Source organism: Microbacterium sp. NPDC056003 (assembly GCF_042274785.1).
Classification (GTDB): domain Bacteria; phylum Actinomycetota; class Actinomycetes; order Actinomycetales; family Microbacteriaceae; genus Microbacterium.
Window position 1 is genome coordinate 1,891,271 of record NZ_JBHJXQ010000001.1, and the last position, 15,020, is coordinate 1,906,290.

23 protein-coding genes and 1 tRNA gene are annotated in these 15,020 nt (G+C 70.4%); 14 read left to right on the plus strand and 10 right to left on the minus strand.

Annotated features, from left to right (window positions below; translation table 11 throughout):
• Positions 1 to 93 precede the first annotated feature (93 nt).
• Positions 94 to 1,038 (plus strand): aldose 1-epimerase family protein, encoded by a 945-nt coding sequence (locus ACFC1W_RS08505; protein WP_375990975.1) that lies wholly within the window; start codon positions 94 to 96, stop codon positions 1,036 to 1,038.
• Between the two features lie 73 nt (positions 1,039 to 1,111).
• Here ACFC1W_RS08505 and ACFC1W_RS08510 read toward each other — a convergent pair whose 3' ends face one another.
• Both ACFC1W_RS08510 and ACFC1W_RS08515 read right to left on the minus strand, forming a co-directional pair.
• On the minus strand, positions 1,112 to 1,687 hold the full coding sequence (locus ACFC1W_RS08510; RefSeq protein ID WP_375990978.1) for a hypothetical protein: 576 nt from the start codon (positions 1,685 to 1,687) through the stop codon (positions 1,112 to 1,114).
• An 11-nt stretch (positions 1,688 to 1,698) separates the two neighbouring features.
• Positions 1,699 to 2,118, minus strand: a complete 420-nt coding sequence (locus ACFC1W_RS08515; protein ID WP_375990980.1) for a DUF4383 domain-containing protein — start codon at positions 2,116 to 2,118, stop codon at positions 1,699 to 1,701.
• A gap of 379 nt (positions 2,119 to 2,497) precedes the next feature.
• Here ACFC1W_RS08515 and ACFC1W_RS08520 point away from each other — a divergent pair, with 379 nt between their 5' ends.
• Positions 2,498 to 2,881, plus strand: a complete 384-nt coding sequence (locus ACFC1W_RS08520) for a DUF5684 domain-containing protein (RefSeq protein WP_375990983.1) — start codon at positions 2,498 to 2,500, stop codon at positions 2,879 to 2,881.
• Here ACFC1W_RS08520 and ACFC1W_RS08525 read toward each other — a convergent pair whose 3' ends face one another.
• The gene (locus ACFC1W_RS08525; protein WP_375990986.1) at positions 2,882 to 3,763 is read right to left on the minus strand and encodes an SDR family NAD(P)-dependent oxidoreductase; all 882 of its coding nucleotides are present in this window, start codon (positions 3,761 to 3,763) and stop codon (positions 2,882 to 2,884) included.
• A gap of 57 nt (positions 3,764 to 3,820) precedes the next feature.
• On the opposite strand from ACFC1W_RS08525, the gene ACFC1W_RS08530 reads away from it, so the two are divergent.
• From ACFC1W_RS08530 to ACFC1W_RS08540, 3 genes are all read left to right on the plus strand, one after another.
• Positions 3,821 to 4,450, plus strand: a complete 630-nt coding sequence (locus ACFC1W_RS08530) for an asparagine synthase (RefSeq protein ID WP_375990988.1) — start codon at positions 3,821 to 3,823, stop codon at positions 4,448 to 4,450.
• Between the two features lie 222 nt (positions 4,451 to 4,672).
• A tRNA-Arg gene (locus ACFC1W_RS08535) sits at positions 4,673 to 4,745 on the plus strand.
• A 220-nt stretch (positions 4,746 to 4,965) separates the two neighbouring features.
• Positions 4,966 to 5,238, plus strand: coding sequence for a hypothetical protein (locus tag ACFC1W_RS08540; protein ID WP_375990990.1), 273 nt, complete (start codon positions 4,966 to 4,968; stop codon positions 5,236 to 5,238).
• A gap of 57 nt (positions 5,239 to 5,295) precedes the next feature.
• On the opposite strand, the gene ACFC1W_RS08545 is transcribed toward ACFC1W_RS08540, so the two are convergent.
• Positions 5,296 to 5,592 (minus strand): hypothetical protein, encoded by a 297-nt coding sequence (locus ACFC1W_RS08545; protein WP_375990993.1) that lies wholly within the window; start codon positions 5,590 to 5,592, stop codon positions 5,296 to 5,298.
• Between the two features lie 155 nt (positions 5,593 to 5,747).
• Between ACFC1W_RS08545 and ACFC1W_RS08550 the strand changes: the two genes are divergently transcribed.
• A complete protein-coding gene (locus ACFC1W_RS08550) occupies positions 5,748 to 6,299 on the plus strand; it encodes an MFS transporter (protein ID WP_375990995.1) in 552 nt (183 codons plus the stop codon).
• Positions 6,224 to 7,252: an MFS transporter gene (locus ACFC1W_RS08555; protein ID WP_375990997.1), complete on the plus strand. Its 1,029-nt coding sequence runs from the start codon at positions 6,224 to 6,226 to the stop codon at positions 7,250 to 7,252. The genes ACFC1W_RS08550 and ACFC1W_RS08555 overlap by 76 nt, the downstream gene beginning before the upstream one ends.
• A 68-nt stretch (positions 7,253 to 7,320) precedes the next feature.
• Here ACFC1W_RS08555 and ACFC1W_RS08560 read toward each other — a convergent pair whose 3' ends face one another.
• The 6 genes from ACFC1W_RS08560 to ACFC1W_RS08585 form a co-directional block, all read right to left on the minus strand.
• Positions 7,321 to 7,473: a hypothetical protein gene (locus ACFC1W_RS08560; protein WP_375990999.1), complete on the minus strand. Its 153-nt coding sequence runs from the start codon at positions 7,471 to 7,473 to the stop codon at positions 7,321 to 7,323.
• Positions 7,474 to 7,505: 32 nt separating this feature from the next.
• Complete coding sequence (locus ACFC1W_RS08565) at positions 7,506 to 7,835, minus strand: TraR/DksA family transcriptional regulator (RefSeq protein ID WP_375991002.1); 330 nt, start codon at positions 7,833 to 7,835, stop codon at positions 7,506 to 7,508.
• 64 nt (positions 7,836 to 7,899) lie between these two features.
• A complete protein-coding gene (locus tag ACFC1W_RS08570; protein ID WP_375991004.1) occupies positions 7,900 to 8,214 on the minus strand; it encodes a hypothetical protein in 315 nt (104 codons plus the stop codon).
• A gap of 80 nt (positions 8,215 to 8,294) precedes the next feature.
• Positions 8,295 to 8,459: a hypothetical protein gene (locus ACFC1W_RS08575; RefSeq protein WP_375991007.1), complete on the minus strand. Its 165-nt coding sequence runs from the start codon at positions 8,457 to 8,459 to the stop codon at positions 8,295 to 8,297.
• Between the two features lie 139 nt (positions 8,460 to 8,598).
• The gene (locus ACFC1W_RS08580) at positions 8,599 to 8,880 is read right to left on the minus strand and encodes a GlsB/YeaQ/YmgE family stress response membrane protein (RefSeq protein ID WP_375991469.1); all 282 of its coding nucleotides are present in this window, start codon (positions 8,878 to 8,880) and stop codon (positions 8,599 to 8,601) included.
• Between the two features lie 157 nt (positions 8,881 to 9,037).
• Positions 9,038 to 9,220, minus strand: coding sequence for a hypothetical protein (locus ACFC1W_RS08585; RefSeq protein WP_191764108.1), 183 nt, complete (start codon positions 9,218 to 9,220; stop codon positions 9,038 to 9,040).
• Positions 9,221 to 9,360: 140 nt separating this feature from the next.
• Between ACFC1W_RS08585 and ACFC1W_RS08590 the strand changes: the two genes are divergently transcribed.
• The 7 genes from ACFC1W_RS08590 to ACFC1W_RS08620 all read left to right on the plus strand — a co-directional run bounded on the left by ACFC1W_RS08590 (position 9,361) and on the right by ACFC1W_RS08620 (position 14,995).
• Positions 9,361 to 9,726: a VOC family protein gene (locus tag ACFC1W_RS08590; RefSeq protein WP_375991010.1), complete on the plus strand. Its 366-nt coding sequence runs from the start codon at positions 9,361 to 9,363 to the stop codon at positions 9,724 to 9,726.
• A 40-nt stretch (positions 9,727 to 9,766) separates the two neighbouring features.
• Positions 9,767 to 10,567, plus strand: coding sequence for an alpha/beta fold hydrolase (locus ACFC1W_RS08595; protein ID WP_375991013.1), 801 nt, complete (start codon positions 9,767 to 9,769; stop codon positions 10,565 to 10,567).
• A 107-nt stretch (positions 10,568 to 10,674) separates the two neighbouring features.
• Entirely contained in the window at positions 10,675 to 12,294 is a 1,620-nt protein-coding gene (locus ACFC1W_RS08600; RefSeq protein WP_375991016.1) for an L-serine ammonia-lyase, iron-sulfur-dependent, subunit alpha, read from the plus strand.
• Positions 12,295 to 12,418: 124 nt separating this feature from the next.
• On the plus strand, positions 12,419 to 12,886 hold the full coding sequence (locus tag ACFC1W_RS08605; protein ID WP_191764103.1) for an Hsp20/alpha crystallin family protein: 468 nt from the start codon (positions 12,419 to 12,421) through the stop codon (positions 12,884 to 12,886).
• Positions 12,887 to 13,011: 125 nt separating this feature from the next.
• Positions 13,012 to 14,004, plus strand: a complete 993-nt coding sequence (locus ACFC1W_RS08610; RefSeq protein ID WP_375991019.1) for a DUF2804 domain-containing protein — start codon at positions 13,012 to 13,014, stop codon at positions 14,002 to 14,004.
• A gap of 71 nt (positions 14,005 to 14,075) precedes the next feature.
• Positions 14,076 to 14,684, plus strand: coding sequence for a TetR family transcriptional regulator (locus tag ACFC1W_RS08615; RefSeq protein WP_375991021.1), 609 nt, complete (start codon positions 14,076 to 14,078; stop codon positions 14,682 to 14,684).
• 20 nt (positions 14,685 to 14,704) lie between these two features.
• Positions 14,705 to 14,995, plus strand: coding sequence for a DUF4287 domain-containing protein (locus ACFC1W_RS08620; protein ID WP_375991023.1), 291 nt, complete (start codon positions 14,705 to 14,707; stop codon positions 14,993 to 14,995).
• Positions 14,996 to 15,020 lie beyond the last annotated feature (25 nt).

Sequence of the window (15,020 nt, forward strand, 5' to 3'; positions counted from 1 at the left end):
CCGACGGCGAGGGCCCGCGACGCTGGTCGCGGGCCCTCGCTCCGTCGCGGGATACTGGGACTCTCCCCACACATCATCTGAGGATCTCGACCCATGGCACGCACTCCCTCGTCCGGCATCCAGCACGCGCTCCGCGCGGGCGACTACGAGGCGGTCATCGCCAGCGTCGGAGCGACGCTCCGCTCGCTCACGTACAACGGCCGCGACCTCGTCGTGCCGTTCGACGCCGACGAGGTGCGCCCCTCCTACCGCGGGGCGACCCTCGCCCCCTGGCCGAACCGCGTGGTCGACGGCCGATACACCTTCGGCGGCTCCGAGCACCAGCTCGCCCTCTCCGAGCCCGCGCGCTCGCACGCGCTGCACGGCCTCGCCGCGTGGCTGGACTTCGAGGCGATCGACAAAGGCCCCGACCACGTCACCCTCGCCGCCGTCGTCCAGCCACAGACCGCGTATCCCTGGCGCATCATCGTCACCACCACCTTCTCGCTCGGCCCCGACGGTCTGACCCAGACCGTGATCGCCCGCAACGACAGCAGCGAGCCCGCGCCTTGGGGAACCGGGCCGCACCCGTACCTCGTCGCGGGGGAAGGGCTCGTCGACGAGTGGACCCTCGAGCTCCCGGCGGCCGAAGTGCTGGCGGTCACGCCCGACCGGCTCATTCCGACCGACCTCGTCGCGGTCGATGCCGACGAGCCCGAGCGCTTCGACTTCCGCTCGGCGCGCCGCATCGGCGCGGTCGAGATCGACCACGCGTACACGGGTCTGGCCCGAGACGAGCACGGCGTCGCGACGGTCCGGGTGACCGACGACTCCGGTTCCGGTGTCGAGATGGCGTGGGATGCCGCGTGCCCGTGGGTGCAGATCCACACCGCCGACAAGCCCGACGCCGCGCTGAGCCGGCTGGGACTGGCGGTCGAGCCGATGACCTGCGCTCCCGACGCTTTCAACGCGCCGAACTACGCGTACGACGCGGGCCTCATCGTGCTCGAGCCGGGCGCCTCCGCCGAGGCATCCTGGCGCATCGCGGCGATCGGCTGATCCGGCGCGCCGCAGGTCATCGCGGCGCAGGGAGTCGGTGGCACCCTCCATGCTGCGGCGGGCCGAGAATCCGTCAGTGATGCCCGGGGTCTGTGATCCCGTGCCGCCCGTGGGGCACGGCGCTGCGTCCCGCGTCCGTGGCCGCCAGCGCCGGTGTCACCAGCGCGGCGACGACGACGGAGGCCGCAAGGATCGCCCAGACGCGCGGGGGAGCGGCATCCGCTCGCCCTCCACGTCTGCGCACGCGTGAGGCGCACGCGAGAGCGGTGGCGAGAAGGAGGACGGCGAGCGCACCGATCGCCGCGAGACTCGTTCGCACGGGATCGGCCGCGAGCGCCGCGACGGCTGCGGCGAGACCGGCCAGGCTTGCCGCGACGCCCGTCCGCGGGACGATGATTCGTCCGCGGACGAGCGTCGCAGCCCCCCATACGAGCGCGGCGGCGCCGAGAGCGACGAGGACGGCGCCGGCCCCCCGGGCGGCACCTCCGTTCGTCAAGGCTCCCGCGCCCAGCGCGAGCTCGATGAGGCCCGCGCCCCACGCCGCGACAGCAGCACTGGAAGGCACGACGCCGCGGAACCCCGCGCGGATCGACCGCGCCCGCGGAGAGGCGTCCGGGCCTGCGTCGGCAGTCGGGATCGCGGTGGTCATGGTCTTCCCCGTCAGGCCGTCCGGCCCGAGGCGCCGGCGCGCACGCCACGCTCCGCGCCGAGACCCACTCCGAGGAGCACCAGCGCACTCGCCAGATGCAGGAAGTGGTCGGCCGTGTTGAGCGCGAGGATGTTCAGCGCCGTGTCGACCAGGAAGAACCCGACGACGCCCAGCAGCAGGTAGACCGCTCCGACGGCGATGTTCACGGCCTTCGCAGCGCGGGCGTTGCTGAGGCCTGCGACGAGGAGCGCCGCACCGATCAGGAGGTGAGCGATGTTGTGGAGCGGGTTGACCTCGAAGACTCCGAGGAGCAGGTTGCCCTCGGTCGCGATGAAGCCCACGCCGCCTGTGACGGCGAAGCCGAGAGCTCCCACGACGAGATATACGGCGCCGAAGATCGTGGCGACGAGGCGGTTCGGTGACGAGCGCATGGCGTTCTCCTGTTCGTTGGCGGCGAGTGCCGCGATGCCCGATTGTTCGGATCACACCCCGGATCGGTTTGGACGCGCACTCATTCGCCGGCGCGGAGCACCAGCTCGCGCTCACCCAGCGCGGCCCTCGCCGAGGCATCCTGGCGCATGGCGGCGATCGGCTGAACCGGCGCGCCTCAGACGAGATGAGGGAGGTGCCGGCCCCCCGGTCGGCACCTCCCCGCGTCGCAGTTCCCGAAAGCGGCGCGACCCCCCGACGAGTACCGCGCCCTGCTTCCCTCAACGCTAGGCGGACGGTCGGGATGCGCCTGGGGGGGTTGCGCGCAGGGCCCGCGATTGATACGCATCCACGCGTACCGGCAGCCCTATGCTGAGGCGCATGACCCTCGCCAACGCAGTGACCGACACCGCCGACCTCACCAGCCTCTGGGGCGGCACGGGCATCTTCGGACTGATCTGGTACATCCTCGTCGCCGTCGCGCTCTGGAAGGTGTTCAGCAAGGCCGGGTACCCCGGCATCCTGGCCATCATCCCGATCGTGAACATCGTCATCCTCGTGAAGATCGCCGGCTACTCGGCGTGGCTGAGCCTGCTGTACCTGATCCCGATCGTGAACATCGTGTGGTCCATCGTCGTCGCCGTGCGCGTGGGCAAGGGCTTCGGCAAGGGCGGTGCCTGGTCGTTCTTCCTGCTGTGGCTGTTCGCCTTCGTGGGCTACTTCATCCTCGGCTTCGGCCGGGCGCAGTACACGAAGCCGGTCTGATCAGCGCACCGGCGTCGTGGTGTCGATCGCCTCGCGCAGCGGGCGGCGCATCGGCGCCCAATAGCCCGTGGGTGTGAGGCGGGTCAGCACATCGACGAGGCGGGCCTCGCGCCCGATCATGACCCGCGCCCGCCGCCGCACCGTGGCCTCCACGATGCGCGCCGCGGCGTCTACGGGCTCCGTATGGTACATCGCGGCCTGCGCGGCGGCGGCGCGCTCGGCGACAGCCGGGTCGATGGCGGCCGCGAAGCGCCCGCGACCGATGATGCCGGTCTTGACCCCCGCCGGGTAGATCGCGCCCACGCTCACGTTCGTGCGCTCGAGCTCGTGCCGCAGTGCCTCGGTGAACCCCCGCACGGCGAACTTGCTCATCGCGTACGGGATGCGGCCTGCAGGGGCGGCGAGCCCGTAGATGCTCACGAGGTGCGTGATGTGCGCGGCGGGCTCGCGGCGCAGCGCCGGCAGGAGTGCCTTGGTGATGTTGACGGTTCCCCAGAGGTTCACGTCCATGAGCCAGCGCATCTCGTCCATCGTGAGCTGATCGATGTCGCCGAGCATGGATGACCCGGCGCACGTGATCACCGCCTGAACATGCGGGTGGGATGCCTCGACCGCCGTCGCGAGCGAGAACACCGCCTCATCGTCGGTCAGGTCGACCACGTGCACGGTGTGGCCCGTTCCGGTGAGTCGCGCGAGCGTCGCCTCGAGGCCGTCCGCGTTGCGATCGATGAGGGCGAGCCTCGCCCCGCGCCGCGCGAGTTCGAGGGCGACTTCGGCACCCATGCCGCTCGCCGCGCCGGTGATCACCGTCGTCCTGCCGCGCACCTCGAGCCGCTGCATCCGCGCCATGTCATCCCTCTCGTCTCCATCGACCGTGCTCATCGATTCTCGCGGACTCGCGGAGCGCCGGTGAACGCTAGCCTCGATGGAGGAGGAGTGATGGGCAAGACTGCGGAGGCGATCGCCGAAGGCGTGTCCATCGCGTGCGCCGCGGCGCGGCTGGCGGTGCGCAACCACATCCTCGTCGAGACGATCGCCCACGACGAGGCGTTCGACCTCGCGCGCGTCGCGCCTTTCGCGCACGACACCCTCGTCGCGCTCGCCGTGGAGCAGGAGGAGGCCGCCGACCTGGCCAAGCGCCAGCGGAAGAAGGCGTGGGGGAAGTTCACCGATCCGGACGGCACGCACGACTACCGCGACCGCGACACCCGCAACCTGCGCAAGCGCTACAAGCAGTACGTCGGAGTGGCGAAGGAGCTCCGGCGCATCGCCGAGGATCCCCACGCCGTGCGCACGCTGGTCGAGCAGGCGAGGGATGCCGCGTGGGGCGACGTCGAGGCGAATCTGGAGCGCCGGCTCAACGTCGAAGGCATGCGCCCCGACCTCGACCCCGACTACGAGAGGCTGCGGGCTGCCCGAATGCAGTCGCTGCGCCTCGTGGATCTCCCGCGGCTCGCTGCCCACCGGCGTCGCGCCGCGGAGGCGGGGGAGGCGGCCGACGGCGACCCTGTCGAGGCGACGCCGTCGCCGCGGGTGGCGGGCATCGACGTGAGCGAACTCGACGCCTGACGTCGGGGAGCCGCGTACGCTCGGCGCCATGGAGCTCGACTCGGCGGGTCATCCGTCGGAGCGGCCGGCGCTCCTCGAACGGGACGACGTGTGCGTTCCGCCGCACGAGGGCGCCCATGGATGGCTGGACACGCCCGGGATCTCCGCCCAGGGATGCTCGATTCGCTCCCTGGCGCGCCGTCGGGTATTCTGGACGCTGGCCCGCGCGGGAGTGCGGGCCGAGCGCCCGTAGCTCAATGGATAGAGCATCTGACTACGGATCAGAAGGTTAGGGGTTCGAGTCCCTTCGGGCGCGCACTGTGTTGAGACAGTGATCAAGAGAAGCTCCGGTCCTCCGGAGCTTTTCTTGTGTCGCCGTCGGGTCTGTCCGCCTGCCCGTCGCGGGTTCGCGCTGTCGTGTCCCGCATCCGCGCTCGTGCACACGGGCGCGATCGCGGGTTTCGGTAGCGCGAACCGGAGCCGCCCGGTGTAGTCTCCGAACGTCTGCGGTGTCGTCTGCACGAGCGGGAGTGAACATGGCTGAAGAGTCGCATCGCAAGCACCTCGGAGACGACGTGCCGGATCAGGCTCCGGGGGAAGAGACCCTGCTGGGCGCAGCGGGCGACGAGGTTCCGCCGGGCGGAGTCATCGCGGGCTCGTTCGATCACGAGTTCCCCGGCGCAGACCCGTATGCGGGCATTCCGGCCGACGAAGTCGGCCTCCCGCCGCTGAGCGAGGCCGAGCAGGAGGCCGTGGCGCGCGAGGCGGACCGACTCGCCGACGACCCGGCCGCGCGCGACAACCTCTGAGACACCGGCCTCTGCGGCCCTCTGCCCGCGATGCCCCCGCGGGCACGCACACTCGGGTCAGGCGACGAGGGCGGGAGCGCCGAGACGGCCGTCGACCATCTCGAGAACGCTGTCGCAGTGCTCGAGCACGTCACGGTCATGGGTGACCATGACCACGGCCACACCGGACTGGTGCGCCCGGTCGGCCAGGAGCTGGACGACCTCGTGGCTGCGACGACGGTCAAGCGCCGCGGTGGGCTCGTCGACCAGGAGGCCCGAGAGCATGACGACGAGCAGCGAGATCAGCGCGATCACGATGCCCATCAGGGTGAAACGGCCGCGGGCGAACCGCAGCTCGCGCAGAGCGAGGAACACGGGACCCTTCAACGTGGTGGAGATATACCGACAGAGTGTCGGAAAGATACCGACAGTCTGTCACCTCCATCGCGATCCGCGAAATCGGGGCTCGTCAGCGCCGCCTGGAAGAGGTGCCGACACGGTGTCGGAAACGAGGAGTATTCTCTACGTTCGTGACGCACGACACCGACCGCTTCCATCGCCTGCGCTGGTGGGGCCTCGCCGCGATCTCGCTGGGCGTCGCCCTCATCATCATGGACGCGACCATCGTCTCCGTGGCGATGCCCAACATCATCTCCTCGCTCGACCTCAGCACCACACAGGTGCAATGGGTTCAGGAGGTCTACACGCTGGTGTTCGCCGCACTCCTGATGGTGTGGGGCACGATGAGCGACCGGATCGGCCGACGACGACTCCTCGTCATCGGTCTCATCCTCTTCGTCGGGGCGAGCATCCTTTGCGCGTTCGCACCGACCGGCACATGGCTGATCGCCGCCCGCGCGCTCCAGGGAGTCGGCGGATCCATGATCCTGCCCACCACGCTCGCGCTGCTGAACGCGACCTTCCGCGGCAGCGAGCGCGGCATCGCGTTCGCCGTCTGGGGTTCGACGATCGGCTCGATGGCAGCGGTCGGGCCGGTCCTCGGCGGGTGGCTCACCACCGCACCGACTGGATCGGTGCGGCGGCTTCGATCGTCGGATTCGGCCTGCTCGTGTTCGCCCTGATCGAGGGCCGGTCCTACGGGTGGTGGGAGGCGTCCGAGACCGCCCCGGTCAGCCTCGGCGGCTTCAGCATCATCCCCGTGCTCTTCGCGCTCGCGGTCGTCGTGCTCGGAGCGCTCGTCCTGCGCGAGCGATCGCGCGTCGCCGCGGGCAGGTCGGTGCTGCTCGACGTCACGCTGTTCCGCATCCCGACGTTCAGCAACGGCAACGTCACCGCGCTCACCGTGTCACTCGGCGAGTTCGGGCTGATCCTGTCGCTCCCGCTGTGGTTCCAGTACGTGCTGGGCATGGACGCGCTCCAGGCCGGGCTCGCGCTCCTCCCACTTGCAGTGGGCTCGTTCGTGGCGAGCGGATCGGTCCACTCGCTGTCCAAGCGTCTTTCGCCGGTGCAGATGGTGCGGCTCGGCATCCTGCTCGAGATCGTGTCGCTGGCGGTGATGGCGCTGCTCATCCGCCCCGACTCGTCCACGTGGGTCACCGGTGTCCCGCTCTTCTTCTACGGCATGGGCGTGGGCTTCGCGACCGCGCAGCTGACCCAGCTCATCCTCGTCGACGTGCCTCTCGACAAGTCCGGTCAGGCCTCGTCGACCCAGTCCACCGCCCGTCAGGTCGGTTCGGCGCTGGGCATCGCCATCCTCGGAACCGCGCTCTTCACGACATTGCGCGCGGGAACCGAGCCGCGGCTCAGCGACGAGATCGCCGCCGATCCCGCGATCGGCCGGCTCGTCGACGGCGTCGCCGACTCGGCGGGCGCCCTCATCGCTCAGCTCGCCGAGAACCCGGCGACCGTCGCGATCGCCGACGCCGCGCGCGAAGCGCTCACCCAGGGCGTTGCGGTGGCCGCATGGGTCGGCATCGCGGCGCTCGTCGTGGGACTGCTCACGACGATCCCGCTCGGAAGACGGAAGGCCGGGGCCGAGCCGGCCACCGACCTCGTCGCCGAATCCGAGGGCTGATCCCCGGGCCTCACGGAATCGCCGTGCCGGCGCACTTCATCGGGCGCCGGCACGGACGCGGGCGGGGCTCACCCGAGCGCGTGCCACTTCGCGGCGACGCGGTCGGAAGGGGAGGAGGGATGCCGCGCGGCGCGCTCCCTGGAGCGTCCGCCGCGCAGGCTGTCCACCGCGGCGGGGAGTCCCGCGAGCAGCGCCTTGAGCTTGAAGCGCGCGGAGCGCACCGGTGCCCGATGGGTGCGGCGACGAGGCGGGTTCAGCTTTCGACATGGCTCTGGCAATCGATGCAGGTCTCGGCGTGGGGCAGGACCTCCAGGCGTCCCGCGGCGATCGCTCCGCCGCAGCGGGTGCAGGACCCGAAGGTGCCTGCATCCAGCCTGCCCAGCGCCGCGCGGATCTGGTCGATCTCACGACGCGTGGCCGCGGCGGTCATGTACGCGACGGGGTCGACGTTGGGGATGGCGCGAGGGGCGAGCTCCTCGACGATGGCTTCGCGCCGCTGAAGCTCGGTGTCCAGTGCGCGGCGGATCCCGTTGAGATCCAGCTGAGGCTCCGCGAGGGTGGGGGCTGCGTTATCGGCGAGCATGGTGGTCCTGCTTTCTTCAGTGGAGTATCGGTCGGCGGCCCCTGCGAGGCCGGATGGGTCGCGTTCAACCCAGGTGGAGCGGCGCGTCGGCCCTGGAGGCGTGCGCTGCCTCCTCGACGAGCCGCGCCTCGGCGAGCCGGTGCGCCACGTCGCGCAGCAGCTCGGTCGCGTCTCCCTGCGTCAGTTCGCGCCTCTCGACCTGCGAGATGATCCGACCGACGGTGAGGCGGGCCTCGGCGACGATGCGGAGGGGGAGCCGGGGTGCGGCGTGCAGGGCCCGCTCGGCGTCGAGCCGGGCGTTCAATGCCACCGGCGACCACGTCACGGGCAGGGGAGCCGAGTGTCCGGGGCGTGCGGGGAGCGACGATGCGATGGGCATGGGTGCCTCCTTCGGGTACGAAAAAACGCGCCGCAGATGCGACGCGCTGGATAGCCGGATGGCCGGGATCGAACCGGGACTCAGGGCGGCGCAGCGCGGGCGAAGGAGCGGTAGAGCACATCAGCTCCGCGGGGCATCCGGGGCGGCAGCACCTCGTGCCGCGCTCCCGCGAGTTCCATCGCCGTCCGCGCCGCGTCGACGGCGGTGCCGCGCTGCGGAGCGGAGGGAACGATGGGAGCTGACATGCCCCTCACCATAGCCCGAAAGCAGAAAAAGGCAAGTCGGAGGCTTTTTTCGGCAGACCCACCGGCGTCGAGCGGTCCGCCGCCCGCACACGGCGACGGGGCCGGCCCCGATGGGAGCCGGCCCCGTGAGTGCCCTGCGTCAGCGAGTGCTGGTGCTGCGGCGACGCGCGAAGAAGACGTACAGGCCGAGCACGATGATCGCGCCGATGATGGACCCGATGATGCCGGCCGGCTGCAGGAAGCCGCCGTTGGGGTCGGCGCCGAACAGCACGAACCCGAGGAACCCTCCGACGAACGATCCGACGATGCCGAGCACGATGGTCATCAGGATGCCCATGCTCTGCTTTCCGGGGATGATCGCGCGGGCGAGCAGTCCGGCGATCAGGCCGATGATGATGAGTCCGAGAATTGTCCAGAGCATGATTCCTCCTCCGTTGTGAGCGCCGCCGGGGTACGCGGTGCTCGTCATGCGTCCGTCACGCTAACAAGGTGCTGACCATTCGCACCGACCTATACCCTGCGAGGCCGGGAGGCTGTACTATCCGCGTCCGCTGCGTTCGGCGGGCGTGATTCGTGACTCAGTCGCGCGAGCGATGCACGCCGCTGTCGGCGCGCTGGATCGTGATCGGCACAGCCACCGCGGCGGTGATGCACAGGATCCCGGCGATGAACACCAGGCCCGGCAGGATGGGCGACGCGAACGAGATGCCCACCAGATACATGCCGCCGAGGAGCAGGATGATGTAGAGAGCGAAGAGCATGATCGACCTCCGGTTTGCTCGATGAGGCTTACTCTTGCGCACGCCACCGCCGACCGGAAGAGGCGTGACGTCCGGCGCGGCTCGGTCGAGGGCCACGAGGGCGCTGGTGCGCGGCATCCGCTCGCGTGAGAATGTCCGCCATGGAACTCGTGCAGATCGCTCAGCATGCCGACGATCTCGACCGCGCAGCGGACTTCTACTCCGCGCTGCTCCAGACCGAGCCGACAGCGCGGTTCGATCCGCCCGGACTGCTGTTCTTCGACCTGGACGGGGTGCGCCTGCTGCTCGACCGGAACGCGCCGTCGTCCCTGATCTACCTGCGCGTGCCCAACGTCCACGAGGTGATCGAGCGCCTCGGCGGCCTCGCCGAGGTGGTCTCGCATCCGCACGTCATCTTCCGTCACGAGGACGACACGCTCGGCCCGGCCGGACACGACGAATGGCAGGCGTTCCTGCGGGACCCCGAGGGCAACACCGTCGGGCTGATCGCGTTCCAGCGTCCGTAGAGGTGGCGACGCGGCATGCATCCCGCGCAAGAATGGGCGAGTGGATGCCGCGTTCCCCGCCCTCACCGAGATGCCCGCCCCGCAGTTCGTCATGTCGGCGGAGGGGCACCGCCTGGCCACGTACTCGTGGGGAGAGGATGACGGCGGCCCGACCGTGCTGTGCGTGCACGGGTTCGCGTCGAGCTGCCGCGACAACTGGGTGAACACCGGCTGGGTCCGTGACCTCACCCGCGCGGGCTTCCGCGTGCTCGGAGTGGATCAGCGCGGTCACGGTCTCAGCGACAAGCCGCACGAGCCCGAGGCGTACGGCATGGATGCACTCACGGCCGACCTGGTGGCCGTGCTCGACACGTACCTCCTCGCCTCGGTGTTCTATGCGGGCTACTCGCTCGGCGCGCGCGTCGGGTGGCAGCTCGCGGTGAACGCGCCCGAGCACGTCGAGCGGGCCGTGCTCGGCGGCATCCCCGACGGACGCCCGCTCGCGCGCCTGCAGATCGAGCAGGCCCGCGCCTACGCCGAACACGGCACGCCCGTCGAGGACCAGGTCACGCGCAACTACGTGACGCTGGCCGAGCGGGTGCCAGGCAACGATCTGCGCGCCCTCGTCGCGCTGGCGGAGGGCATGCGCCTCGGCGACGCCGATCCCGATCCCGATCGGCCGCCGCAGCAGACGATCCTGTTCGCGACCGGCTCGGAGGATGCGATCCTCGAGCGGTCGCGCGCGCTCGCCGCGGCGACACCGCACGGAGACTTCGTGGAGCTGCCCGACCGTCACCACTTCAATGCCCCGGGGTCGCGCGACTTCCGCCGGGCCGCGGTGGGCTTCTTCACACACGATTGAGCCGCTGCGCCACTGTGCGCACGTCGAGGGTGGTGCCTGAGACATCGTGCTCATCTCGATGTGATCACGGGGGGCATTCTGTCGGCGCGACCGCGTAGCCTGGAGGAGTGAGCGCCTACGTCTCGGCGTTCGAGCTGTTCTCCATCGGTGTAGGACCCTCGAGCTCCCACACGGTCGGTCCCATGCGGGCCGCCCTCGACTTCGTCGTCCGTCTGCGCGAGGAGGGCCTCCTCGACTCCGTCGCTCGCGTGACGTGCACTCTGTACGGCTCGCTGGGCGCCACGGGCATCGGCCATGGCACGCCCGACGCCGTCGTCGCCGGACTCATGGGCCTCGAACCCGAGACCGTCGATCCCGACGCCGTGCGCTCGGCGTGGGCCGCGTGGCGCGAGGGTGCGGAGCTGCCGCTGGCGGGGACGCACCCGATCCCCTTCGCGAAGGACGACGTCGTCTTCGAGCCGCGCACCCGGCTGCCCGGGCATCCGAACGCCATGACCCTCGAAGCCTGGTCGACGACACGCGGCGGACGCCCGAGACGGATCGGAGCGGATGCCGCGACCGCCGCCGTCCGCGAGACCGGTGCCGCTTACGCGCTCGGTGCAGGTGCCGCCGCGACCGCCCTCGAGCACGCCGCCGACGGCCCCGGACTCGTGCTGCGCGAGACCTACTACTCGGTCGGCGGCGGATTCATCCGGCGCGAAGGCGAGCCGCCGCGCGTACGGACGGCGAGCTTCCCATTGGATTACGGGTCGGCCGAGGAGCTGCTCGCACTGTGCGACGAACACGGGCTGACGATCGCCGAGCTCGCCCGCATCAACGAGGAGGCGCTGCGCGATGACGAGCACATCGCCAGCGGGCTCGATGCCATCTGGGACGCCATGGCGGGGTGTGTCGACGCGGGACTCCACGCCGAGGGCGTGCTTCCCGGCATGCTTCAGGTGAAGCGCCGGGCCGGAGCCATCCGCGTGCAGCTCGACGAGGCCGAGTCGGACGGACGCCGTGAGCTTCCGGGCGAGTGGCTGGGTGCGTTCGCGCTCGCCGTGAACGAGGAGAACGCCGCGGGAGGCCGCGTCGTCACCGCTCCGACGAACGGGGCGGCCGGCATCCTTCCCGCCGTGGCGATGTACTGGTGGCGGTTCCTCGCCGACTCCGGTCTCGGCGCCGGCAACGCCGTCACTCCGTACGGCGAGCTCGTGGGCAGTGCGCTGCTCGGCTACGACGGGCACGCCGCGGCGCCGGACGAGACGTCCGGGTGGGATGACGCGGCAGTCGCCGAAGCGAACCGTCGCCGTGGCATCCGCCGATTCCTCCTCACGGCCAGCGCCCTGGGCTCGCTATTCAAGGCCAACGCGTCGATCTCGGGGGCGGAGGGCGGCTGTCAGGCCGAGGTGGGATCGGCGTGCGCGATGGCGGCGGGCGGGCTGACCGCCGTGATGGGTGGCACCAACCGGCAGATCGAGAACGCCGCGGAGATCGCGATGGAGCACCACCTCGGCCTTACGTGCGATCCGGTCGGGGGCCTCGTGCAGATCCCCTGCATCGAGCGCAATGCGATCGCCGCGTCCACGGCGGTGACGGCGGCCCGGCTCGCGCTGCGTGGCGACGGCTCGCACTACGTCTCTCTCGATGCGGTCGTCGAGACGATGCGCCAGACCGGGATCGACATGTCGCACAAGTACAAGGAGACGAGCGAGGGCGGCCTCGCGGTGAACGTCATCGAGTGCTGACCGACATCCTTCGGGCGATGAAGAGGCTGGCACTCTCGATGTGAGAGTGCTAATCTGTGATTAGTTGAGTCGACTCGACTCAACTCTCAGATCAACCCCCACATCGCAACAGAAGGAGTAGACAATGGCCACGTACGACCCGTTCCGCGACTTCGACCGCCTCGCGTCGAGCCTCATGGAGGGGCGCCGCGGACCCCGCCGCATGCCGATGGACCTCTACCGCGACGGCGACCACTACGTGCTCACCGCCGACATGCCGGGAATCGACCCCGGATCGGTCGACATCGACGTCGACGGGCAGCTGCTGACGATCCGCGCCGAGCGGTCGCTCACCACGGGCGAAGGTGTGAAGTGGATCACCCGCGAACGCGAGGCCGTGAGCTTCCTGCGGCAGCTCAACCTCGGTCAAGGCATCGACACCGACAGCATCACCGCCGACTACAGCAACGGTGTGCTGAGCGTCACGATCCCGGTGAGCGAGAAGGCCAAGCCGCGCAAGATCGAGGTCCGCTCCAGCGCCGGAGCCGGCGCCGGAGCACAGACCATCACCGCGCAGGAGAGCCGCGAGGAGCCGCAGCCGATCGAGCAGTGAGCGCACAGCGACGACCCGGCCATCCCCGGCTACCCGTGACCCGGGTGATCCCGGTTTCTGACGCCGGCCACCGCCCCGCAGCCCTCCGGCCGCGGGGCGGTGTCGTGCGTGCCTAGGATCGAGCCGTGTCCGAACGCGAACTGACCACCCCGGTGCCGTTGACGCTCCCGAACGGCGAGCTGAATCCCGACGCGATCGGATGGGCCAGGCGGCCGCTCGTCGACACCCGCGGAATCGGGCGCGGGTGGGGCCGCAACAAGCGGTGGGAGTACTGGAACGTCATCACCCCGACGCACATCATGGCGCTGACAGTGTCGTCGATCGACTACGCGGCGGTCAGCGAGGTGTGGGTGTTCGACCGCGCGACGCAGCGCGCGATCGGCACGAACGTCTCGGCCGTACTCGGCCGGGCGACGCTGCCGTCGAGCCTCGAGCAGGGTCCGTCCCGAGCGCGGGCGAAGGATCTGGCGATCGACATCGACGAGGTCGACGGAGGCACCCGGCTGCGCGCGGCGACGCACCGTGCGTCCTTCGACGTCGTCGCCGAGCTGCCGGAGGCCCACGAGCGCCTCGCCGTCGTCGTGCCGTGGAGCAGGCGTCGGTTCCAGTACACCGTGAAGGATGTCGCGCGACCGGCGTCGGGACGCGTCGCGTTCGACGGCGAGGTCTTCGACGTGCCGGCCGGGGAGTCCTGGGCCGTGCTCGACCACGGCCGCGGCCGCTGGCCCTATGACATCCGCTGGAACTGGGGAGCGGGCTCCGGCGTCTCCGATGGTCGGGTCATCGGCATCCAGGTCGGCGGCAGGTGGACCGAGGGAACCGGCTCGACCGAGAACTCGATGCTCATCGACGGCCGGCTTCACAAGATCCATGACGAGCTCGCCTGGGATTACGACCTCTGGCGCTGGCGGCAGCCGTGGCGGGTGTCGGGCGGGGGGCTCGAGGCATCCTTCGCGCCCTTCTACGACAAGCGCACTCGCACCGATCTCGGCGTCGTCGCATCGAGCACCGATCAGTGCTTCGGAACGTGGAGCGGCACGTTCCGCACCGCCGAGGGCGAGGAGATCGCGTTCGACGGCATCACCGGCTGGGCGGAAGAGGTGCACAACCGCTGGTGAGCGGATGCCGTTGCTCCGTGCCCTCCGCCGCGCGGTGGCCCGTGTCGGAGGGGCGGTCGTAGGCTGAGCGCGTGGTGGAGTACGTCGTTCCCGCGCCGAAGCGGCGCCGCGGTCGACCCCGGGCAGGCGAGTCGGACGCGCGCGACCGCATCCTCGCGGCCGCGATCGAGGAGTTCGGCAGCGCCGGCTACGACGGCGCGACGATCCGCGGGATCGCGGCGCGCGCCGGCGTCGACTCGGCGCTGATCCACCACCACTTCGGCACCAAGGCCGACCTCTTCGGCGCCGTCATCGACGCGCCGATGCGGCCCGACCTCGCGCTGCCCGAGATCCTCGCCGGTCCGCGACATGAGGTGGGCGAGCGGATCGTGCGCTACGTCCTCGAGACGTGGGAGGTGCCCGAGGCGAGGCGACGCGGTGTGGCACTGCTGCGGACGGCGATCGGCAACAAGCTGACGACACCCCTCGTCGCGGGGTTCCTCTCGCGAGAGCTCATCGGGCGCATCGCCCGGACGCTCGAGGTGCCCGACGCGGAGCTCCGCGCGACCCTTGCGGGGTCGCAGATCGCGGGCATGCTGATTGCGCGCTACGTGCTGCGCCTGCCGGGCCTGGCCGAGGCATCCCTCGACGACATCGTCGAGCGCGTCGGCCCGACCGTCCAGCACCACCTGTACGACTGACGACGACACGGAAGGAAGACATGACGTTCCAGGCATATCTCGACAACGTCGAGGAGAAGACGGGACTCACTCCGCGCCAGTTCATCGAACTCGCCTCCGAGAGGGGCTTCGGTCCCGGCACCAAGGCGGGGGAGATCGTGACGTGGCTGGGTGAGGACTACGGGCTCGGGCGCGGTCACGCGATGGCTCTCGTGCACGTGATCACCAAGGGACCGCAGATCAGCGCGAAGCACGTGGGCACCGGCACCGTGCACTCCGATCCGTCCGACATGCTCTGGCTCGACGGCAAGGCGACCAATCCGAGCTCCTAGCCCTTGACGGGCGGGCAGGCCGGGC